Source organism: Paraburkholderia phenazinium (assembly GCF_900141745.1).
GTDB lineage: Bacteria > Pseudomonadota > Gammaproteobacteria > Burkholderiales > Burkholderiaceae > Paraburkholderia > Paraburkholderia phenazinium_B.
On sequence record NZ_FSRM01000001.1, the window covers coordinates 37,310 to 58,236 of the forward strand.

At 60.3% G+C, this 20,927-nt stretch carries 21 protein-coding genes, 1 other RNA gene and 1 pseudogene; 8 read left to right on the forward strand and 15 right to left on the reverse strand.

Going from position 1 to position 20,927, the window contains the following annotated elements:
* The first annotated feature begins 70 nt into the window (after positions 1 to 70).
* Positions 71 to 1,204 (forward strand): anhydro-N-acetylmuramic acid kinase, encoded by a 1,134-nt coding sequence (locus tag BUS06_RS00180; RefSeq protein WP_302050846.1) that lies wholly within the window; start codon positions 71 to 73, stop codon positions 1,202 to 1,204.
* An 85-nt stretch (positions 1,205 to 1,289) separates the two neighbouring features.
* Here BUS06_RS00180 and erpA read toward each other — a convergent pair whose 3' ends face one another.
* From erpA to rplM, 3 genes are all read right to left on the reverse strand, one after another.
* A complete protein-coding gene (erpA, locus tag BUS06_RS00185; RefSeq protein ID WP_074262450.1) occupies positions 1,290 to 1,655 on the reverse strand; it encodes an iron-sulfur cluster insertion protein ErpA in 366 nt (121 codons plus the stop codon).
* A 199-nt stretch (positions 1,656 to 1,854) separates the two neighbouring features.
* On the reverse strand, positions 1,855 to 2,247 hold the full coding sequence (gene rpsI, locus BUS06_RS00190) for a 30S ribosomal protein S9 (RefSeq protein WP_074262451.1): 393 nt from the start codon (positions 2,245 to 2,247) through the stop codon (positions 1,855 to 1,857).
* An 11-nt stretch (positions 2,248 to 2,258) separates the two neighbouring features.
* Positions 2,259 to 2,687 carry a 50S ribosomal protein L13 gene (gene rplM / locus BUS06_RS00195; protein WP_074262452.1) on the reverse strand — a complete coding sequence of 143 codons (429 nt, stop codon included), beginning with the start codon at positions 2,685 to 2,687 and terminating at the stop codon, positions 2,259 to 2,261.
* A 602-nt stretch (positions 2,688 to 3,289) separates the two neighbouring features.
* On the opposite strand from rplM, the gene BUS06_RS00200 reads away from it, so the two are divergent.
* Complete coding sequence (locus tag BUS06_RS00200; protein WP_074265838.1) at positions 3,290 to 3,712, forward strand: OsmC family protein; 423 nt, start codon at positions 3,290 to 3,292, stop codon at positions 3,710 to 3,712.
* Positions 3,713 to 3,793: 81 nt separating this feature from the next.
* Here BUS06_RS00200 and rnpB read toward each other — a convergent pair.
* The 3 genes from rnpB to pyrC form a co-directional block, all read right to left on the reverse strand.
* Positions 3,794 to 4,205: RNase P RNA component class A (gene rnpB, locus BUS06_RS00205), an RNA gene on the reverse strand.
* A 125-nt stretch (positions 4,206 to 4,330) separates the two neighbouring features.
* Entirely contained in the window at positions 4,331 to 5,206 is an 876-nt protein-coding gene (locus tag BUS06_RS00210) for a DUF3025 domain-containing protein (protein WP_074262453.1), read from the reverse strand.
* 7 nt (positions 5,207 to 5,213) lie between these two features.
* Positions 5,214 to 6,284 carry a dihydroorotase gene (gene pyrC / locus BUS06_RS00215; protein WP_074262454.1) on the reverse strand — a complete coding sequence of 357 codons (1,071 nt, stop codon included), beginning with the start codon at positions 6,282 to 6,284 and terminating at the stop codon, positions 5,214 to 5,216.
* A gap of 164 nt (positions 6,285 to 6,448) precedes the next feature.
* Here pyrC and BUS06_RS00220 point away from each other — a divergent pair, with 164 nt between their 5' ends.
* Positions 6,449 to 7,384 carry a class II glutamine amidotransferase gene (locus tag BUS06_RS00220; RefSeq protein ID WP_074262455.1) on the forward strand — a complete coding sequence of 312 codons (936 nt, stop codon included), beginning with the start codon at positions 6,449 to 6,451 and terminating at the stop codon, positions 7,382 to 7,384.
* Positions 7,385 to 7,426: 42 nt separating this feature from the next.
* On the opposite strand, the gene BUS06_RS00225 is transcribed toward BUS06_RS00220, so the two are convergent.
* The 5 genes and pseudogenes from BUS06_RS00225 to BUS06_RS00245 form a co-directional block, all read right to left on the reverse strand.
* Positions 7,427 to 8,152, reverse strand: a complete 726-nt coding sequence (locus tag BUS06_RS00225) for an amino acid ABC transporter ATP-binding protein (protein ID WP_074262456.1) — start codon at positions 8,150 to 8,152, stop codon at positions 7,427 to 7,429.
* A pseudogene (locus BUS06_RS00230) lies at positions 8,149 to 8,286 on the reverse strand (amino acid ABC transporter permease); the annotation flags it as partial. The gene BUS06_RS00225 and the pseudogene BUS06_RS00230, both read right to left, overlap by 4 nt.
* Positions 8,287 to 8,322: 36 nt before the next feature.
* Positions 8,323 to 9,216: a glutamate/aspartate ABC transporter substrate-binding protein gene (locus BUS06_RS00235; RefSeq protein WP_074262457.1), complete on the reverse strand. Its 894-nt coding sequence runs from the start codon at positions 9,214 to 9,216 to the stop codon at positions 8,323 to 8,325.
* A 289-nt stretch (positions 9,217 to 9,505) separates the two neighbouring features.
* Entirely contained in the window at positions 9,506 to 10,810 is a 1,305-nt protein-coding gene (locus BUS06_RS00240; protein WP_074262458.1) for a Glu/Leu/Phe/Val family dehydrogenase, read from the reverse strand.
* Positions 10,811 to 11,012: 202 nt separating this feature from the next.
* A complete protein-coding gene (locus tag BUS06_RS00245; RefSeq protein ID WP_074262459.1) occupies positions 11,013 to 11,969 on the reverse strand; it encodes a LysR family transcriptional regulator in 957 nt (318 codons plus the stop codon).
* A gap of 187 nt (positions 11,970 to 12,156) precedes the next feature.
* On the opposite strand from BUS06_RS00245, the gene purB reads away from it, so the two are divergent.
* The 4 genes from purB (at position 12,157) to BUS06_RS38100 (ending at position 15,007) form a co-directional block, all read left to right on the forward strand.
* Positions 12,157 to 13,545, forward strand: coding sequence for an adenylosuccinate lyase (purB, locus tag BUS06_RS00250; RefSeq protein WP_074262460.1), 1,389 nt, complete (start codon positions 12,157 to 12,159; stop codon positions 13,543 to 13,545).
* A 196-nt stretch (positions 13,546 to 13,741) separates the two neighbouring features.
* Positions 13,742 to 14,224 carry a type VI secretion system tube protein TssD gene (gene tssD / locus BUS06_RS00255; RefSeq protein ID WP_074262461.1) on the forward strand — a complete coding sequence of 161 codons (483 nt, stop codon included), beginning with the start codon at positions 13,742 to 13,744 and terminating at the stop codon, positions 14,222 to 14,224.
* 10 nt (positions 14,225 to 14,234) lie between these two features.
* Positions 14,235 to 14,720 (forward strand): DUF2778 domain-containing protein, encoded by a 486-nt coding sequence (locus BUS06_RS00260; protein ID WP_074262462.1) that lies wholly within the window; start codon positions 14,235 to 14,237, stop codon positions 14,718 to 14,720.
* On the forward strand, positions 14,717 to 15,007 hold the full coding sequence (locus tag BUS06_RS38100) for a hypothetical protein (RefSeq protein ID WP_254368710.1): 291 nt from the start codon (positions 14,717 to 14,719) through the stop codon (positions 15,005 to 15,007). Before BUS06_RS00260 ends, BUS06_RS38100 begins: the two co-directional genes overlap by 4 nt.
* Here BUS06_RS38100 and BUS06_RS00270 read toward each other — a convergent pair.
* From BUS06_RS00270 to edd, 4 genes are all read right to left on the reverse strand, one after another.
* The gene (locus tag BUS06_RS00270; RefSeq protein ID WP_074262463.1) at positions 15,004 to 15,501 is read right to left on the reverse strand and encodes a gluconokinase; all 498 of its coding nucleotides are present in this window, start codon (positions 15,499 to 15,501) and stop codon (positions 15,004 to 15,006) included. The genes BUS06_RS38100 and BUS06_RS00270 overlap by 4 nt on opposite strands.
* A 10-nt stretch (positions 15,502 to 15,511) precedes the next feature.
* A complete protein-coding gene (locus BUS06_RS00275) occupies positions 15,512 to 16,879 on the reverse strand; it encodes a GntP family permease (protein ID WP_074262464.1) in 1,368 nt (455 codons plus the stop codon).
* 328 nt (positions 16,880 to 17,207) lie between these two features.
* Positions 17,208 to 17,849: a bifunctional 4-hydroxy-2-oxoglutarate aldolase/2-dehydro-3-deoxy-phosphogluconate aldolase gene (gene eda, locus BUS06_RS00280; protein WP_074262465.1), complete on the reverse strand. Its 642-nt coding sequence runs from the start codon at positions 17,847 to 17,849 to the stop codon at positions 17,208 to 17,210.
* 2 nt (positions 17,850 to 17,851) lie between these two features.
* Positions 17,852 to 19,735, reverse strand: coding sequence for a phosphogluconate dehydratase (gene edd / locus BUS06_RS00285; protein ID WP_074262466.1), 1,884 nt, complete (start codon positions 19,733 to 19,735; stop codon positions 17,852 to 17,854).
* Positions 19,736 to 20,025: 290 nt separating this feature from the next.
* On the opposite strand from edd, the gene BUS06_RS00290 reads away from it, so the two are divergent.
* Positions 20,026 to 20,871, forward strand: coding sequence for a MurR/RpiR family transcriptional regulator (locus BUS06_RS00290; RefSeq protein ID WP_074262467.1), 846 nt, complete (start codon positions 20,026 to 20,028; stop codon positions 20,869 to 20,871).
* Positions 20,872 to 20,927 lie beyond the last annotated feature (56 nt).

The following is a 20,927-nucleotide window of genomic DNA, read 5'->3' on the forward strand; positions in this document are numbered from 1 at the left end:
TACCTCACCGGCGCGAGCGCTGCTAATCTGCGAAGACGGTTCGCAATCAACAACTGACAGGAGCAGCAACGTGGAGCAAGAGAGTACGGCGGACGGCGTCTATCTCGGACTGATGTCGGGTACCAGTATGGACGGCGTGGATGGCATCGCCGTCGAATTCGCCAAAGGCAAGCCGCCGGTCGTGCTTGCAGAGGCGTTTGTCGGCTTCGCGGAGAGCCTGCGTCAGGCACTGTTCGGTCTGCAGCACCCCGGAGAGAACGAGATCGAACGCGAGGCGCTGGCGGCCAATGCGCTCGCCACACGGTACACGGTCTGCTGCCATGAATTGCTGCGCGCGGGCAATCTGTCTGCCGCGGACGTGCGGGCGATCGGCGTACACGGTCAGACCGTGCGGCATCGTCCCGAAAAGGGCTATACACGCCAGATCAACAATCCGGCATTGCTGGCGGAAATGGCCCGCATCGACGTTATCGCTGACTTTCGCAGCCGCGATGTCGCCGCAGGCGGTCAAGGCGCACCCCTGGTGCCGGCCTTTCACGCAACGGTGTTCGGGGCGCCGGGCGAAACGCGCGTGGTCTGCAACCTGGGCGGGATTAGCAACATCACGATTCTCAACGCTGCCGGCAGCGTGCGCGGTTTCGACTGCGGGCCGGCGAATGCGCTGCTCGACGAATGGGCGCAACGGCACCTGGGCAAGCCTTACGACGAAAACGGGCATTTTGCAGCAAGCGGACAGGTACACCGGCCGTTACTGCATGCGCTGCTCGACGAACCGTTCTTCGAGCAAAAACCGCCCAAAAGCACCGGCCGCGATCTGTTCAATCCCGCGTGGCTCGGCGCCAAACTGCAGGGCTTCGCAGGCGTCACACCCGCCGACGTGCAGGCCACACTCGTTGCGCTGACGGCTATTACGGTGGCGCGGGAGATCGAGCGGCATGCGTCCGATGTCCGCGCGGTCTACGTCTGCGGGGGAGGCGCACGCAACCCGGTCTTGATGAAGGCGATTCAAGGCGCACTGGAGGAAACCGGTGTGAGTGGCGTGCCTGTTCTGACCACCGAGGCGCTCGGCGTGCCGCCGCACCAGGTCGAACCACTGGCGTTCGCGTGGCTGGCGATGCGCTGCGTGGCCCGCGAGCCGGGCAACCTGGCGGCCGTCACGGGCGCTGCGGGCGAGCGGGTACTGGGCGCGATTTATCCGCGCTGAGCGCTCTACCGGAAAGCGGGCACGCAAATAAAAACGGGGCTTAAAAGCCCCGTTTTCGCGTACCGCCAGTGCAATTTTCGATCGTTTAGACCGAGAACGACGAACCGCAACCGCACGTAGTCGTGGCGTTCGGGTTCTTGATCACGAACTGGGCGCCGTTGATATCGTCCTTGTAGTCGATCTCAGCGCCAACCAGATACTGGTAGCTCATCGAGTCGATCAGCAACTGGACGCCGCTCTTGTTCATCACGGTGTCGTCTTCGTTGACGGCTTCGTCGAACGTAAAACCATACTGGAAGCCCGAGCAGCCGCCACCCTGCACGAATACGCGCAGTTTCAGCTCCGGGTTGCCTTCTTCGTCGATCAGCTGCTTGACCTTGTCAGCCGCTGCGTCGGTAAAAACGAAGGGGCTAGGCATCTCGGTCACAGGGGTGTCGGTGACTGCGTTCATTCGAACTCTCCAAAAAAGCTTCTAACCGCTATTGTAGGGCTGATCTCAATATCGTGCCGAAGCCCACAAAATCAATGGGTTCTCTCCGAGGCGCAGCGATCGCCCCGCATGACGCCCAGATACGAAAAAAGCCGCCAACGCAAACGCGCCGGCGGCTTTTGCAGTGACCTGGCCCGAAGGCCAGAGCACACCGAAGCGATTAACGCTTCGAGAATTGCTTCCTGCGACGTGCCTTGTGGAAGCCGACCTTCTTACGTTCGACTTCACGAGCGTCACGCGTAACGAAGCCAGCTTTCGACAGTTCCGGCTTCAGCGTTGCGTCATAGTCCATCAGCGCGCGGGTGATGCCGTGGCGAACCGCACCGGCTTGACCCGTTTCACCGCCACCCGACACGTTGACCTTGATGTCGAACGTGACAGCGTGGTTCGTGAGTTCCAGCGGCTGACGCACGATCATCAGCGACGTTTCGCGCGAGAAGTACTCAGCGATGGGCTTGCCGTTGACAACGATGTCGCCCTTGCCTGCCTTGATGAACACACGTGCAGTGGCGCTCTTGCGGCGGCCCGTGCCGTAATTCCAGTTACCGATCATGTGGGCTCCCCTTAGATCTCGAGCGCTTTCGGCTGTTGTGCCGAATGCGGATGCGTTGCTTCAGCGTAGACCTTCAGCTTCTTGATCATCGCGTAGCCGAGCGGGCCCTTCGGCAGCATGCCTTTGACCGCTTTCTCGAGCGCACGGCCCGGGAAGCGTTCCTGCATCTTGCCGAACGTCGTTTCATAAATACCGCCCGGGTAACCCGAGTGACGGTAGTACTTCTTGTCCGTGGACTTGTTGCCCGTCACACGGAGCTTGCCGGCGTTGATAACGATGATGAAATCACCGGTGTCGACGTGCGGAGTGAATTCTGGCTTGTGTTTGCCGCGAAGACGGTGTGCCACTTCGCTGGCGACACGCCCGAGAACCTTATCCGTCGCGTCAATCACGTACCATTCGCGCGTAACCTCATGGGCTTTTGCGGAAAATGTCTTCATGATCGATCCAAAAATAATTGCTGCGCCCAGTGTTTTTTTCCTGCTTGTAATGTGCGCATCGAGGCGCGTGCAGGCTCTCCCTGTTCTTCCTCCGCGGGCACGAATGCGGAAAAGCCTTGGATTATAAAGGAAATTCCGGCCTCAGGTCAAAATTTGAGGCGACCGGCGAGCAGGCGAAAAAAAACCCGAACGAGCGGTTCGGGTTTAATCCACCAAAGGAGGAGGGTGGAGGAGACATGCGGAGGTTGTCTGACTGCGGCAACCAATGAAAACGATTATATGAGCCGACCTTGTGCGACGCAAGAATATTTGCATTGCGAAATGCGATTTCATAATGTGGTTGTCACCAAGACCTCTCAACCGGCCTGCAATCTTCTTTAAGATCAAATATATAGCCTCAATCTGGCGCGGTTTCCGGTGTGAAAAAGTAGAGTAAAACCCCTAACCGGATCAGGGCAATCCCCGACCGCCAAACCATGCCGCACCGCAGCACACAAGGTGCCAACGAGCATAAAGGCGTGCCCGAGTGCCCTCGGGCGAACGCGCAGGCCTCGGGCTACAATGGCATTTCGAATACAAGTTATGCGAGCTGGGGTACAGGGATGGAATGCAAAGTAAGCTGGATGGGGCAGGACGGCATGGCGTTCGCCGCCGAAACGGGTAGCGGCCACCTCGTCGCCATGGACGGCGCGCCCGAAGGTGGCGGCCGCAATCTGGCCCCGCGGCCCATGGAAATGGTGCTGCTCGGCACCGGCGGTTGCACCGCGTACGACGTGGTGATGATCCTGAAGAAGAGCCGCCAGGAAATCGCCGGATGCTCGGTGACCTTGAAAGCCGAGCGAGCCAGCGAAGATCCGAAGGTGTTCACGAAGGTTCACTTTCACTTCACCGTGACCGGCAAGAACCTGAATCCGGCCACCGTCGAACGGGCGATCAACCTGTCGCACGACAAGTACTGCTCAGCGTCGATCATGATCGCCAAGACCGCCGAACTGACGCACTCGTTCGACATCGTCGCGGGCTGAATCGGGCGACAACGCAAAGCACCGAAGAGCACCAAAAGGAAATGCCGGCATCCTCACGGATACCGGCATTTTTCTATTCAGCGGCAAAGCAGGCCGATAAGCCGGATTCTGTGCACACGCCGCGCCGAAGCGCCGCGCGCGTGGCAGTCATTCCTCTAGACGCGCCATTACTGGCGCGCTCAAGCTTCCTACCCGCAGACGTGACGGGGGCCCCATCCTGCATCTCGAAGATGCTAGCCTGCCTACTTGGAATTGCTCCGGGTGGAGGTTACCGTGCCGGTCTGCCTCGCAGCAGCCGCGGTGCGCTCTTACCGCACCGTTTCACCCTTACCTGATCCCGGCTTGCGCCGGGCCATCGGCGGTTTGCTTTCTGTTGCCCTGTTCCGCGTGTTGCCACGGATGGCCGTTAGCCATCACCCTGCCCTATGGAGTCCGGACTTTCCTCGCCCTCGTTGGCCGAAGCCGCAGAGGCCGCGACTGCCTGGCCTGCTTTGCTGGCGGAATTTTAACATTAGTGGTGGCGACGGCTTTGAGCGGATGAACCAGACGTGCGGCGATTTCGACATGCAGGAAGCCGATTGAGCGCGGCCTGGATCGATGATCGTGCGGTTTTTTGGGTTACCGAACCCGGCGGCGCCCCGCGCGAAACACAGCGGGATCGTCATAGAAAGATGGCGTTTCGTTTTCGGGCCACCAGCCGGGGATACCCAGCACCGGAAGCGGCGCGAACAGACGGCTCGTCAGTTCCTCGGTGGACAACAGAGCAGTGCTAACCGCCTCGTCGAGCCACGCATCGCGCGACGCCCTGGGCCAGGAGAAATACTCGGATGGAACGTCGACAATCCATGCGTGGCCGGTGCACGCTTTATATGGCGCGATCAGCTTCTCCAGCAGCGCGTGGCCAAAGCAGCGCACCTCGCAGCGCGTGCTCCACGCTGTGCGGTTGGCGACCAATAGCGTCGACCAGTCGAAGCCGCGCAATGCGCTGCTCAGCGCCGGGTCGGCGCATGCGAACAACAGTGCGTTCTCGTCGAACAAGGTCAGCGCGTCCCGCAGGCCACCACGCGTCGGACCGACGCCCAGCGAATCTATCGCTGTGGACTGCCGCGTGTTCAGCGCCGCCTTGATCCGTGGAAACGCAAACCAGACCGACGCGTTGAAAAAATCATGCAGATTATGGCGAGTCGGCACGCAGCCGGTCGAAGCGATATGCGCCTCGTAAGCTGCGCCCGGTGGTAGGTCGTCCTGGGCGATGAACGCGAGCCGTTGACCGCGGCCCGTGGTCTGGCCGGACTGCTGCGCATCGACATTCATTTCCGCGAGCAGCGCGGCGTAGCTCATCAACGCTGCCTGCTGCCAGCGCACGCCACGTCCGGCAAACTGAGCGAACCACGGCAGCGACCAGTCGATATCGGCGAAGCCCGGTTTGCGGGCTTGCGCAGCCTCGTTGGCACCGGCGCGTGCAGATGCGGGTGCGGTCACCACCGTCCCCATCCCAACCTTAAATCAACCGCCAACCAATCGGCTCCCCACCGCGCAACGGCACAACCGGCGTATCGCCAACTGCCACCTCAGCCGGCAGCGTCCATTGCTCACGGCGCAGCGTGACCTGCTCGCTGGCACGCGGCAAACCGTAGAAATCCGCGCCGAAAAAGCTGGCAAATCCTTCCAGCTTATCAAGCGCGCCAACCTGATCGAACGCTTCCGCATACAGCTCAAGCGCATGCAGCGCCGTATAGCATCCAGCACAGCCGCACGCATGCTCCTTCAGCCCCTTCGGATGCGGCGCGCTATCCGTGCCGAGGAAAAAGCGCGGATTGCCCGACGTCGCCGCCTCAACCAGCGCCACGCGATGCGTCTCGCGCTTGAGCACCGGCAGACAGTAGTAATGCGGACGAATACCGCCCTGGAAGATCGCGTTGCGGTTGTACAGCAGATGATGCGCGGTAATCGTCGCACCCAGCAGCCCCGGCGCCACGCCAGCCTCGCGGATGTAGTCCACCGCGTCTTTCGTCGTGATGTGCTCGAACACCACCTTCAGCGCCGGAAACGCACGGCGCAGCGGCGTCATCACCCGGTCGATAAACACCTTCTCGCGGTCAAACAGATCAATCGACGAATCCGTCACTTCGCCATGCACCAGCAGCGGCATGCCGGTTTCCTGCATGACTTCGAGCGTCTTCGCGCACTTCATGATGTCTGTCACGCCCGCATCCGAATTCGTTGTAGCACCCGCCGGATACAGCTTCACACCATGCACGAAGCCGCTTTCACGCGCGCGGCGGATCTCGTCGGGCGGGGTGTTGTCGGTGAGGTACAGCGTCATTAGCGGCTCGAACTTCACGCCGGCCGGAATCGCCGCGACGATGCGCTCGCGATAGGCCTGCGCCATCGCCGTGGTCGTCACGGGCGGCTTCAGGTTCGGCATGATGATCGCTCGGCCGAACTGGCGTGCGGTGTGCGGCAGCACCGCTGCCAGCATCGCGCCGTCGCGCACATGCAGATGCCAGTCGTCGGGACGGGCGAGCGTCAGGGAATCGGGGGAAGCGAAAGAGGCTGAGGAGGCAGTCATGGCGTGAAGTTGACCTGCCCGGCGCAACAGGATTGACGTGAACAAACCGCAAGTTACGGCCTATACATAGATCAATTTAGCTATTTGACGCGCCTGGCTCGGTGATATGCTTGGAAATCATCATTGTAACGGTTCACCCCGTTAAGACGCTCCGCTTCAGTACTATGTGCCAACTCCTCGGAATGAACTGCGCCGCGCCGACGGACGTTACGTTCTCGTTCACCGGCTTTGCCGCGCGCGGCGGCGTCACGGATCATCACGCGGACGGCTGGGGCATCGCCTTCTTCGAAGACAAGGCTTGCCGGCTCTTCATCGACCATCAATCGTCGGCCACCTCGCCGATCGCCGAGATGGTCAAGCGCTACCCGATCAAATCGAAGAACACCATCGCGCATATTCGCAAAGCGACGCAAGGCCATATCCAGCTGGAGAACTGCCACCCGTTCATGCGCGAACTGTGGGGCCGTCACTGGATCTTCGCGCACAACGGCGACCTGAATAACTATTCGCCGTTTCTGACCGGTGTCTACCAGCCGGTCGGCACCACCGACAGCGAACTCGCCTTCTGCGCGTTGCTGCAAGGATTGCGTAAGGCTTTCCCGAGCACGCAGCCTCCGCTCAACGAACTGTTTGAAGCGCTCGGCACGCTTACGCGCGAGATTACACAGTTCGGGGTATTTAACTTTTTGATGTCCAACGGACAGGCGTTGTTCGCGCATTGCTCGACCAACCTGCACTACATCGTGCGCCGCTGGCCGTTCTCGACCGCGCATCTGGTCGACGCGGACGTGTCGATCGATTTCGCCAAGTACACCACGCCGGAAGACCGCGTCGCGGTCATCGCCACCGCGCCACTGACCGACAATGAAGTGTGGACCGCGTTCAAGCCCGGCGATCTGTTGATGTTCCAGCACGGCGAAGTCGTGGGCCGCGTGAATGTGCCGGTACCGCCGTGTGTGCTCGAGAAGCTGCGCAATCCGGCGCTGGATGCGTCGGCTTCGGCCGCGATGGCGACTGCGTCTATCCATCCCACGCCATCGCTCGAATCCGTCACGCTCGACGTCGAAGCCGCGGACGACGCCGCAGCCTTCGAGTCCTGAGCCAAACGAACAGCCGTTTAACCGGCGCTCGCGCTCAGCGCATCAGTGCAGGATCTTCGCCAGAAAATCCTTCGCCCGATCCGACTTCGGATTAGCAAAGAAGTCCTCCTTACGATCGTCTTCGACGATCAAGCCCTTGTCCATGAAGATCACGCGGTGCGCGACCTTCTTGGCGAAGCCCATTTCGTGCGTGACGCACATCATCGTCATGCCTTCCTGCGCAAGCTCGACCATCACGTCAAGCACTTCGTTGATCATCTCGGGGTCGAGCGCCGAGGTGGGTTCGTCGAACAGCATCGCGATCGGGTCCATTGAGAGCGCGCGGGCAATCGCCACACGCTGCTGCTGACCGCCCGACAATTGCCCCGGAAACTTGTCCGCATGCGCGCGCAGTCCGACGCGCTCCAGCAGCTTCAACGCCTTCGCGGCCGCTTCGTCCTTCGAGCGGCCCAGCACCTTGATCTGCGCGAGCGTCAGATTTTCTGTGATCGAGAGATGCGGGAACAGTTCGAAATGCTGGAACACCATGCCGACTTTCGCGCGCAGCTTCGACAGATTGGTCTTCTTGTCGCCGACCGATTGGCCATCAATGGTGATCTCGCCTTTCTGGAACGGTTCGAGGCCGTTGACCGTCTTGATCAGCGTCGACTTGCCCGAGCCCGACGGGCCGCACACCACCACCACTTCACCCTTTTTGACTTCCGTCGAGCAGTTGGTCAGTACCTGGAACTGACCGTACCACTTCGAAACATCTTTGATAGAAATCATCTCGCAACCTTTTTCTGTAGACCTTTGACGAGGCTCGACGCGGTCCCACGGACCGCAGAATAACGCGCACCCGGGAACAGTACCATTTCGACATTCGTGCCGTCACGGTCGCCAATATTCGCGGTCGTAAGGAAAAGGCTGGGAGATGGCATCCCGGCACGGATGCACGGCTAGTCGATAGGCTTGTCGTTCGGACTTTTGAAAAGCGCCCTGATGGCGTCGCTTTCGGGGAAGTTCAGGTTCAGGCCTTTAGGTGGAATCGGCGATTCGAACCACTTCTGGTAGATCTGGTCCGCCTCGCCCGAGGTCTCTATCTTCGCAATTGCTCCGTCCACCACTTTCTTGAACTCGGGGTCGTTCTTGCGCATCATGCAGCCGTACGCTTCTTCCGACTGCGGCGCGCCGAGGATCACGAATTCAGCTGGATGACCCGACTTCGCGCGCTCACCGGCGAGCAGCGCGTCGTCCATCATGAATGCGGAGGCGCGGCCGCTGGCGAGCGCCTGGAACGCCTCCTCGTGATCCTTCGCGCTAATGATGTTCATCCCCATGCCCTTGTCCTGGTTCATCCTGCGCAAGAGCCGCTCGGAGGTGGTGCCGGCCGTCGTCACAACTGTCTTGCCCTTGAGGTCCAGCCAGTCCTTGATGCCCGAATCCTTGCGGGTCATCAGGCGGGTTCCGATCACGAAGATGGTGTTTGAAAACGTGACCTGCTGCTCGCGTTCCATGTTGTTGGTGGTCGAGCCGCATTCGAGGTCGACGGTGCCGTTCTGCACCAGCGGGATGCGGTTTTGCGGCGTGACCGGAGTCAGTTTGGTCTTCAGGTCAGGCGTGTTGAGTTTCTGCTTGACCGCGTCCACGATCTTCATCATGAATTCGTGCGAGTAACCAATGACGTTCTGCTGTTCGTCGTAGTACGAAAACGGAATCGACGATTCGCGGTACCCGAGAGAAATGACGCCCGTATCCTTGATTTTCTTTAATGTGCCGGCCTCCTGAGCGTGCGCGCCCCCTGCGAACAGTCCGAGTGTCGCGACCAGCAGCGCAGCCTTCCTGACCTTCATAGGTGATCTCCTCTCGACCAGAGCTAGCGCTTTGAGCGCCTAGCTTACTCCGGTCCCCTGCAAAGCCCGGCAAGGAACCGTATCTGTTCAACTGTAATTGAATTGACACTATTCCTGTAGCACAAGGCATTACAGGGTAACTCGCCAGGCCCTTCGGGCGTACCCGGTTGCATGCGCCAGGGCAATGCATCAACGAAAAAAACGGACGGCATCATTACGATGCCGCCCGTCGAGGAGACCCGCGGCCGTGTGCATCGGCCGCGTGACAGGGGAAAGGGATACTGTCCGATCAGGGATACAGGCCACGCAGTTCGCGCGCTTCGAGGATGCGCTTACAGGCGACGATAAACGCTGCAGTACGTACCGAAACCTTCTGCTCGCTCGACACTTGCCACACCGCGGCAAACGCTTCGCGCATCACGCGCTCGAGACGCTGGTTGATCTCGTCCTCGGTCCAGAAGAAGCTTGAGAAATCCTGCACCCATTCGAAGTACGACACGGTCACGCCACCGGCATTCGCCACCACGTCCGGGATCACGAGGATGCCCTTGTCATGCAGGATGTCGTCCGCCGCGGTGGTGGTCGGGCCGTTTGCACCTTCCACGACGATCTTCGTCTTGATCTTGCCGGCGTTCTTCTCGGTGATCTGGTTTTCCAAAGCGGCCGGGATCAGGATGTCCGACTCAACGGTCCAGAAATCTTCGTTCGCGATCGTGTCCGCTTCAGGGAAGCCACCCACGCCGCCATTCTTCGCCACGTACGCAAATAGCGCCACGGCATCGATACCCGCCGATTTGAAGATCGTGCCCGTGTGATCCTGCACCGCCACGACCTTCGCGCCGGCTTCCTGGAACAGGCGTGCGGCGATGCCGCCCACATTACCGAAGCCCTGCACGGCGATGCGTGCGCCTTCGATATCGACACCGATACGGCGTGCCGCTTCCGCAGCGACCACGAACACACCGCGACCCGTTGCTTCACGCCGGCCCAGCGAACCGCCGAGCGCGATCGGCTTGCCGGTCACGACGCCGGTGGCCGTTTGGCCCTGGTTCATGGAGTACGTGTCCATCATCCACGCCATGATCTGCTCGTTCGTGTTCACGTCCGGCGCGGGGATGTCGGTATTCGGTCCGATGATGATGCCGATTTCGCTGGTATAGCGGCGCGTGACGCGCTCGAGCTCACCACGCGAGAGCGTGCGCGGATCGACACGGATACCACCCTTGGCGCCGCCGTACGGCACGTTCACAGCCGCGTTCTTGACCGACATCCACGCGGACAGTGCCATCACTTCCGACAGCGTCACGTCCTGGTGATAACGCACGCCACCCTTACCCGGACCGCGCGACACGTTGTGCTGCACGCGATAGCCTTCGAAGTGAGCCACGGTGCCGTTATCGAGTTCGATGGGTACATCGACGATGAGAATGCGCTTCGGACGCTTGAGGGTTTCGAGCCAGCGCGACAGCGAGCCGAGATACGGCGCGACGCGATCGACCTGGCGAAGATAGTTGCCCCAAGGGCCGAGGTTATCGCTATTCAGATAGGACGGGACGGATTGCAACGACGATGCGGACTGCGGTTGGGATGACATGAACGCTCCAAGCGTTTTGACCGAATGACGACATTGTCGAAAAACGCCAATTTGAAATCCAATGCCGTTTGGTCATCCCGTTATGTCTTTCGTGCATAACGTTGAAATTCCGCAAAAACCTGTCGCGCAGAGCGTAACAATACGCCGTCGCAACGACGAGCGTCTCGCCGCATATAGCGCACATGATGGGCTTGCGACGACCTTACACCGCGTCCTGAGCGAGTTCGCCGGTGACCGTGTCCCAGAGCTTGCGCGCCAGCACGTGACGCGCATCGTCGCCCTGCACCGCGAGCTTGTCGCGATACAGACGAATCTCCATGGTCAATGTGAACTGTCCTTCCACGGTGCCGCGCGTTGCACGGTCGAGGCGGATCAGCTTGCCCTCGGCAACTGCATCTTCCACCGCACTATGCGGCAAAAAGGCAATGCCGTGGCCAGCCAGCGCCATCGCCTTGAGTCCCTCGGCCATGTCGGTTTCGTAAAGACGGTCCAGCGACAGACGCGTCGGCGCATTGGCGATGATCACCTCCGTCATGCGGCCAAGGTACGCGTTCGGCGTGTACGACAGATAAGGTGCTGGCTCGTCAGGTGTGCCCGGCAACGTGTAGCGCGGACGACCCGCACGGCCCGGAGCGGAGAACGGACTGATCGGCTCGATGCCGAGCGTGAGCATGTCGTAACGCGCGGGGTCAAGCGCTACGGGTTGGCTCGGATGATGGTAGCCCATCACCAGATCGCAGCCGCCTTCCACCAGCGAGAGCACCGCGTCGTGCACGTTAAGCGCGCGCAGGCGGGTATGCACGGGACCTAACTGCGCCTCGATGCGTTGCAACCAGCGCGGAAAGTACGTGAGCGAGAGCGTATGCGGCACCGCGAACTCGATCGTCGCAGCAGGCGTCGCCGTGTGTCCGCGCAACAGCGTACGTGCTTCGTGGAACTGCGAGAGCATCGCCAAGGCCTGCTCGTAGAACACCTGGCCCGCGGCCGTGAGCCGCGTCGGATAAACCGAACGATCGATCAGTTCCGTGCCGAGCCACGCTTCAAGCGCCTGAATACGGCGTGAAAATGCGGGTTGCGTGACGTGCCGCAACTCCGCAGAACGGCTAAAGCTGCGGGTTTCCGCAAGCGAAACGAAGTCTTCGAGCCATTTCAGTTCCATGCGGAGCGTGCGGCCTGCAGGGGAGGAGAAGTCAGCATTCTAGCGGGGCGATGCCGGCGCCGCGACGTTTGACGCAATAGCCGGTGTTAGCAGCAATAGGCCGGCGAATCAGGAGCATGCCCGTCCGGTGGTAAAATTCCGGGTTCCCTCCGTTTCGATCTGCTCACCGAGCGCTCACGCCTCCATCATGTCCGACACCCGCTCCGATACCCTGTTCGCGCTCACCGCGCTCTCCCCGCTCGACGGCCGCTACGCGTCGAAAACCGAAGCCCTGCGCGAATGGCTTTCGGAAGCCGCGTTCATGCGCCATCGCGTGACGGTCGAAATCCATTGGCTGATCGCGCTGTCGCAGGCCGGTTTCGCTGAGGTGCCCCGCTTCTCCGCGGCGTCCGAGCAATTCCTGCTGCAACTGGCCGAGCGCTTCACCGCGCACGACGCCGCTCGCATCAAGGAAATCGAGCGCGTCACCAACCATGACGTGAAGGCCGTCGAATACTGGCTCAAGGAATCGGTGAAGGGTCAGCCGGAACTGGAACGCGCGAGCGAGTTCATCCACTTCGCCTGCACCTCGGAAGACATCAACAACACGTCGCACGGCCTGATGCTCGCGGGTGCGCGTGAGCACGTAATCGTGCCGGCGCTGCGTTCGGTGCACGCGCGTCTCGTCGCGCTCGCGCATGCGCAAGCCGCGCAACCGCTGCTGTCGCGCACGCACGGTCAACCGGCCAGCCCGACCACGCTCGGCAAGGAAATCGCCAACGTCGCAGCGCGTCTCTCGCGCGCGATCGAGCGTATCGAAAACGTGGAACTGCTCGGCAAGATGAACGGCGCGGTGGGCAACTTCAATGCTCATTTGTCCGCCTATCCTGAGTTCGACTGGGAAGCGTTTTCGCGCGAAGTGGTCGAGAAGCGTCTGAAGCTCAAGTTCAATCCGTACACGATCCAGATCGAACCGCACGACTATATGGCCGAGCTGTTCGACGCCGTCTCGCGCGCCAACACGATCCTGCTGGATCTGGATCGCGACGTGTGGGGTTATATCTCGCTCGGCTACTTCAAGCAACGTCTGAAGGCTGGCGAGATCGGTTCGTCGACGATGCCGCACAAGGTCAATCCGATCGACTTCGAAAACTCGGAAGGCAACCTCGGGCTGGCGAATGCAACGTTGCGGCATCTGGCAGACAAGCTGCCTATCTCGCGCTGGCAGCGCGATCTGACCGACTCGACCGTGCTGCGCAATATCGGCGTCGCGTTTGGCTACTCGCTGCTGGCGTATGACGCGTTGATCCGCGGTCTGGACAAGCTCGAAGTGAACCCCGCGCGTCTGAACGAAGATCTGGATAACTGCTGGGAAGTGCTGGCTGAACCGGTGCAAACCGTGATGCGCCGTTACGGCATCGAGAATCCGTACGAGCAGTTGAAGGAACTCACGCGCGGCAAGGGTATTACGCGCGAGGCGCTGCAGACGTTTATTGGCGGGTTGAATATTCCTGCGGATGCGAAGGAACGCTTGCTGGCCATGACGCCGGCTTCGTATGTGGGCAAGGCGATTGAACTGGCCAAGCGGATTGCTTAAGCTGGGCGGCAGTAATCGCTGCGGTTAGCGGCAGCGCCACAATTCGGAAAAATGCCGTTCAGTTAAACACTGAACGGCATTTTTGTTTTTGGAGTCGTAGGTAGCGCGAATTAGCGGCGATGGCACGATGACAAACATTAACAATTGACTCAGATGCAACCCTTACATTGACATCTTTTGACCACGGGGTTTCGTCATGGCAATTCCCTTGCATCTTTGGCTCAAGGACGACGGTGGCGCCGACATCAGAGGCTCAAGCCAGGTAGTGGGCCGCGAACACAGTATCGAGGTACTGAGTTTGTCCCATGGTATGCATGCACCAGCAGACAGTTACACGGGCAAGCTAATGGGGGGACGCTCGCATCGACCGCTGATCATAGAAAAAGAAATCGATAAGTCCTCCCCGGTCCTATATCAGGCAGTCGCCCGGGGAATGACGTTGGCGTCAGCCGAACTAAAGTGGTACCGAGTCAATGAGGCGGGCTACGAAGAAGAGTACTTCAACATGTTGATGCGCAACGTCAAGGTAGTTTCGGTTTCTCCTCGCGTACCCAACATAAAAGAACAGGCGAGCGCGCATCAAAATCACGTCGAGGTCGTCGAGTTCATGTACGAGGAAATTCAATGGTCCTATCTGGATGGGAACCTGATCTTCAAGGACGCCTGGAACCTGATTTGAGGAGCTTTGAATGCGTGCGGTCAGGTGTACATTTTATCTTAACGACCAGCGGACATCGTGGCTTCATTGTTCCGGAGCAGGCCCAATGGCGGCGTTTTCAGGGCAGAAGGACGGCCGAGACAATCCGGCATACGTCGACCGGGAAGATGTCGGACCGCTTCCCAAAGGGACCTACTATATCGTTGACCGACAATCGGGCGGTCGTTTGGGATTTCTTTACGACCTTTGGGGTGAGTACGGCCTCGGCACAACAGACCACAAAAAATGGTTCATGCTATGGAACCCGAAGACAGGCGATTCAACGATGATAAATGGCATCAAGCGGGGCAACTTTCGATTGCATCCGATGGGATCGCGCCGCCTAAGCGAAGGCTGTATAACCGTTGTCGATCCTTCCGACTTCGATCGCCTCTCGCGCTACCTACGCTCGCACGCGCCGGATTTGCCAGTTCCCGGAGCGACGCTCAAGGCTTACGGAACCGTCGAGGTCCGATGAAAAAAATTCTTGTAAGACCGTTATTGGTTCTGGGAAATATCGCCGTAACGATTGCCGGCTCATTGGGCCTTGTGCGTTTTGTTGACACGTTACCGATGAACATGCCGTATGGAGTCGACATGTTCATCCGAGCAATACTGAGAATTTCCGGGCATACCGAACTGGCAAACCCCGACGACATGGAAGTACTCGCGCTACTTCTCTATCTGTTCGTGTCGTTGGTGCTCGTAGGAGCCGGTGTCTTGCTTTGCAACATTGCTTTGCGCCGGTACTTCATACGATCTTAACGAAGCTTCATCTGCTTCAAAACTTCATCCACGATCTCATCCGGCGTCAACTCGATACTCACCGTAATCGCCTCATCCGCACCCGGCTCTTCGAGCGTATCCAACTGGCTTTGCAGCAACGAAGGATCGAAGAAGTGTCCGGTGCGCGTCGCCAGACGCTCGTGCAGCACCTCGTATGAGCCCTTCAGATAGACAAACACCACGTCCTTATCACCACCTCCACGCAGAACGTCGCGATACGAGCGCTTCAGCGACGAGCATGTGAACACCGCCGTCTCCCCCGCACGTTGCTTCTCTTCGATCGCCGCACGAATCGTCTTCAGCCAGGGCCAACGGTCTTCGTCGGTCAGCGGGATGCCTTTGTGCATCTTCTCCTTGTTGGCTGCGCTATGAAACGCATCGCCATCGGTGAAGCTGCAGTGCAGGCGCTCCGCCAGCATCTCGCCGATCCGCGTCTTGCCGGCGCCCGAGACGCCCATTCCGATCAGAATCATTCAATACTCCTTACAGGACCGTCGCGAGCGCGAAGGTCAACCCCAAACCCATCAAGGAAATGATGGTTTCGAGCAGCGACCACGTCTTGAACGTCTGTCCCACCGTCATTCCAAAGTATTCCTTGATCAACCAGAATCCGCCGTCGTTGACGTGTGAAAAAATCAGCGAGCCCGAACCCGTCGCCAGCACCAGCAACTCCGGACGCACCTGCACACCGCCCGCAGCCGCGATAGGCGCGACGATGCCGCAGGCCGTCGTCATGGCAACCGTAGCCGAACCTGTGGCAAGACGGATCAGCGCGGCCACGCACCAGGCAAACACCAGCGGCGACAGATGCGCCGCAGTCGCCGCATTGACGATTTCCTTCGAAATACCGCTATCCATCAGCACACGTCCGAAGCCACCGCCAGCACCGACGATCAGTGTAATGCCGGCGATCGGCGCCAGACACTCTCCGCAGAACTTCTGGATCTGCTCGCGATTGAAGCCGCGCTTCGCGCCGAACGTCCAGAAGCTGACGAGCACCGCGATCAGCAACGCCACATCCGAGTTGCCGACGAAATGCAGCAAGTCATTCGGCAAGGTCTTTGGGGCGAACACAAGGTCCGCCCAACTGCCGATCAACATCAGAATCACCGGCAGCAAAATCGTGAACAGCGTGATGCCAAAGCTCGGCAGCTCACGCTTCGTTGCCTTGTCGTCGCCAGCCGAGCCGAGAAATTGAGCAGCCAGAGGATTATGCTCGGGCAACTTGATGTAGCGGCTGACCAGCAGCGCGAACAGCGGCCCCGCGACAATCGCACAGGGCACACCCACGATCAGGCCAAACACGATCGTCTTGCCAATGTCCGCGTGATACGCCTGCACGGCGAGCATCGCGGCAGGGTGCGGCGGAATCAGCCCGTGCACGACGGACAAACCGGCGATCATCGGTAAACCGATCAGCAACAGCGACTTGCCGGTTCGCTTCGCGACGTTGAACGCAATCGGAATCAGCAGCACGAAGCCCACTTCAAAGAACACCGGCAAACCGACGATGATCGCCACGACCATCATCGCCCAGTGGATATGCTTTTCGCCGAACTTGTCAATCAACGTCGTCGCAATGCGTTCCGCCCCGCCGGATTCGGCCATCATCTTGCCGAGCATGGTGCCGAGTCCAACCACGATCGCAATGTGCCCGAGCGTGTTGCCGTTGCCGGTCTCGAACGACTTGACGATCGTGCCCATTGGCATGCCGGCCACAAGACCAAGCAGCAGCGACACGATGATCAGGACGAGGAACGGATAGACCTTGTAGCGCGTAATCAGCAGGATCAACGCGGCGATGGCGACCACCGCGTAAATCAGCAGCAAGCTGCCATGGCTAGCTCCCATGGAGCTCCTCCTTTTGCATTGTTGGTTCTAGTTGCAAACGCGGTGCAAACTTTCTCGCGCTGCCTGTCTCTACGCCTGACGTGAAACGGCAGTGTCACCGGTAATCACGTGGACGCCAATTTTACTGTCTGTTTGAGGATGAGCGCGCGGAAACTCTGCACGCGGATTAAAAAGAAGCCTCGCCGTCGCGGCCTTAACGGCTGCAGCGGCGAGGCTTCTTCGGATGCAGCCGGACTCTGACGTCACTCTCTGCTCCATCTACTGCTTACGTGGATGCTGGTGCTTGCTGTCCCACCTCCAGCATCATTCGGTTCGACTCAGTCCGAACTCAATGCGCCGGTGCAGCAAGTTCGCTTGCCGCACGGGCGAGACGCGTGACTTCATCCCAGTTCTGCGCCGCGAGTGCGGCCTTCGGCGTGAGCCAGGAGCCGCCCACGCACACAACGTTCGGCAGTGCGAGGAAATTGGGGGCGGTTTCAGCCGTAATCCCGCCGGTCGGACAGAACTTCAGGGCCGGGAACGGGCCGTGGAAGGCCTGCAGCATCGGCACGCCACCGGCCTGTTGGGCCGGGAAGAATTTGACGATCTCATAGCCGAGTTCCAGCGCGACGATGATGTCGGACGGCGTCATCACGCCCGGCAGCAGCGGTAAGCCGGCATCCTGCGCAGCCTGGTGCATCTCCCTCGTGAGGCCCGGCGACACGCCGAACTGTGCGCCAGCCTTCTTGGCTTGCGCGCAGTGCTCCGGCCTCGTGATCGTGCCGACGCCGACGACGATGTCTTCCGCCAGATGGCTCGCGCGTTCGATGGCTTCCAGACCGGCCGCCGTACGCAGCGTGATCTCGAGCACCTTTACGCCACCAGCATGCAGTGCGCGCGACACGTTCTCGCCCTGTTCCGCCGAGTCGAACGCCAGCACCGGAATCACCGGGCCGAGGCGCACGATGTCGCTTACTTTCTTTGCCGTCATAGTCAGACTCCTTGTTTCTGCAGTTCGTGGCTTGGGTGAACGCTTGCGTGAACTTCGCCCACCATCGGACCAAATACCGAAGCGCCCAGTTCCGCGGGCGCAGCGGCCGCACGGAAGACGCCAAACAGTTCGCGGCCGAAGCCGACTTCGTTTTCCGCCTGATGCTGCGGGACGGCCTCAGGCCGCGCCGCCCATTCGGCCGCATCGATTTCGACGTCGAGCACGCCCGCTTCGGCGTCGATCACCAGCATGTCGCCATCGCGCACCTTGCCGATCGGGCCTTCCAGCAACGCTTCCGGCGACACGTGGATCACCGCCGGCACCTTGCCCGAGGCACCCGACATGCGTCCATCAGTAACCAGCGCGACATGGAAACCCTGATCCTGCAACACGCCGAGCAGCGGCGTCAAACGATGCAGCTCGGGCATGCCGTTTGCACGAGCGCCCTGGAAGCGGACGACGGCCACGAAGTCGCGCTTCAGTTCGCCTTTATCGAAGGCTTCCTGCACCGCTTCCTGCGAATCGAACACGATCGCCGGCGCCTTCACCTTGCGATGCTGCGCCGCAACCGCCGAAATCTTGATCACGCCACGGCCCAGCTTGCCCTGCATCAGCCGCAGACCGCCGTCAGCCTGGAACGGTTCCTTGAGGCCGCGCAGCACAGCCGTTTCCTGGCTCTCCGTCACGCCCGGTACCCACGTCAGCTTGCCGTCGAGCAGCTTGGGCTCTTCCGTGTAGTGATGAAGCCCCTTGCCCGCCACGGTGTTGACGTCTTCGTGCAGCAAGCCCCCTTCCAGCAGATTGCGGACCAGGAACGCCACGCCGCCCGCCGCGTGGAAGTGGTTCACGTCGGCCTTGCCGTTCGGATAGATCTTCGCCAGTAGCGGCACGTTTTGTGACAACTGATCGAAGTCGTCCCAGTCGATCACGATGCCCGCCGCACGCGCAATCGCCACGAGGTGCAGCGTGTGATTGGTCGAACCGCCCGTCGCCAGCAACGCAACGATGCCGTTGACGATCGCCTTCTCGTCGACCACGTGACCGATCGGCGTGTAATTGCCGCGTTCCACCGTCAGGTCGAGCACGCGACGCGCAGCCTGTGCCGTAAGTGCATCTCGCAGCGGCGTGTGCGGATGCACAAATGCCGAACCCGGCAGATGCAGGCCCATCACTTCCATCAGCATCTGGTTGCTGTTGGCCGTGCCGTAGAACGTGCAGGTGCCGTGGCTGTGATACGCAGCGGCTTCCGCTTCGAGCAGCGCGCTGCGGTCACAATGACCGGTCGCGAACTGCTGGCGCACCTTCGCCTTGTCGTCGTTGCCCAGACCACTCGTCATCGGGCCAGCCGGCACGAAGATGGTCGGGATGTGGCCAAACTGCAGCGCACCAATCAGCAGACCCGGCACGATCTTGTCGCAGATCCCGAGACACAGCGCCGCGTCGAACATGTTGTGCGTGAGCGCGACCGCCGTGCTCATCGCAATCACTTCACGCGAGAACAGCGACAGTTCCATGCCCGCGTTGCCCTGCGTGACGCCATCGCACATGGCCGGCACACCGCCCGCGAATTGCGCCACCCCGCCGTTTTCACGGGCGGCCTGCTTGATCAGATCGGGATAATTCTTGAAGGGCGCGTGGGCCGACAGCATCTCGTTGTACGACGACACGATGCCGATATTCGGCTCGCGGATCTGCTTGATCACGAGCTTGTCGTTACCTTCGAGGCCGGCAAAGCCGTGTGCAAGATTCGCGCAGGACAGCGCGCCACGCACCGGAAACTTGCCTTGGGCTTTATCGATGCGGGCCAGGTAGGCGTCGCGGGTAGGCTTGCTGCGGTCGATCACGCGTTGCGTAACCTTGAGCAATTGCGAATGCGGGGAAACCATCGAAGCTCCTTCGTCGCTGGCTGGGGCGAACATGCGCGGGGCCAGGTGGGGATCGCGGGGACGTCGGATTAGACCGACATCGAGAGTTTAGTAGAAAAACTACACGATCGCAATGCGACCATCTTTCCATTTTCCATCGCCCGGAATTCCATGAAACGCCCACTACAAAGCCGTTCGACCAAAAGCGCGAATCACTTAGGGAATACACCTACAGCGCGAAATGTAGTTTTTGTACATTTTCAGCAATCAGCTATAGTCCACGCATTCTTCAGCATAGTGCGAGTTTTCCAATGATGCTGTCCCAGGTGGAAGCGATGCGCGAGCAGTTGCGCCCGTCCGAACGGAAGTTAGCCGACTACGTGATCGAAGCGCCGCGCGAAGTACTGGATCTGTCGATGAACGAGGTGGCCGCCCGTGCAGGCGTGAGTCAGCCGACCATTGCGCGCTTTTGCCATGCGCTCGGCTTTTCGGGCTTTCGGGAGTTCAAGATCCGGCTCGCGCAAGGCATCGCTGCGGAGGTGCCGGTCGTCTATCGCGATGTTCGGCCCGACGAGCCGGCGCCCGGCGTCGCGGCCAAGGTGCTGGACCGGACTATCGGCGCGCTGATCCAGGTGCGCAATAACCTGTCGTCGGACAGCGTGGCAGCGGCTATCGAACTGCTTTCCAAAGCACGGCGGATCGAGTTTTACGGCGCCGGCGGCTCCGGCGTCGCAGCACTCGATGTGCAGCACAAGTTTTTCCGGCTCGGCATGCCGAGCGTCGCCTATTCGGACCCGCATACGTTTCTGATGTCGGCGTCGCTGCTAGGCGAAGGCGACGTCGTGGTGGCGATTTCGAACACGGGACGCACACGCGATATCGTCGATGCGGTCAAGGCGGCGCTGGCCACAGGCGCCAAGGTGATTGCTATCACGCATGGCAATTCGCCCCTCGCGCGACTGGCGACCGTCGGACTCTTTGCGAATGTGGACGAGGATACGGATATCTTTTCACCGATGACCTCGCGCGTCTCACATCTGGCCATCGGCGACATCCTCGCGGTCGGGGTAGCGTTGAGCCGAGGACCGGAGTTGGTGGAGAAACTGGCGCAGGCAAAGGAAGTGATCAATCGTCGAAGGATCGATCCGCAGACGTGATCAGCGTCACGCTTGGCGTCGTGCGTGGCATGGTCCGTAGAAACAAAACACCCTGC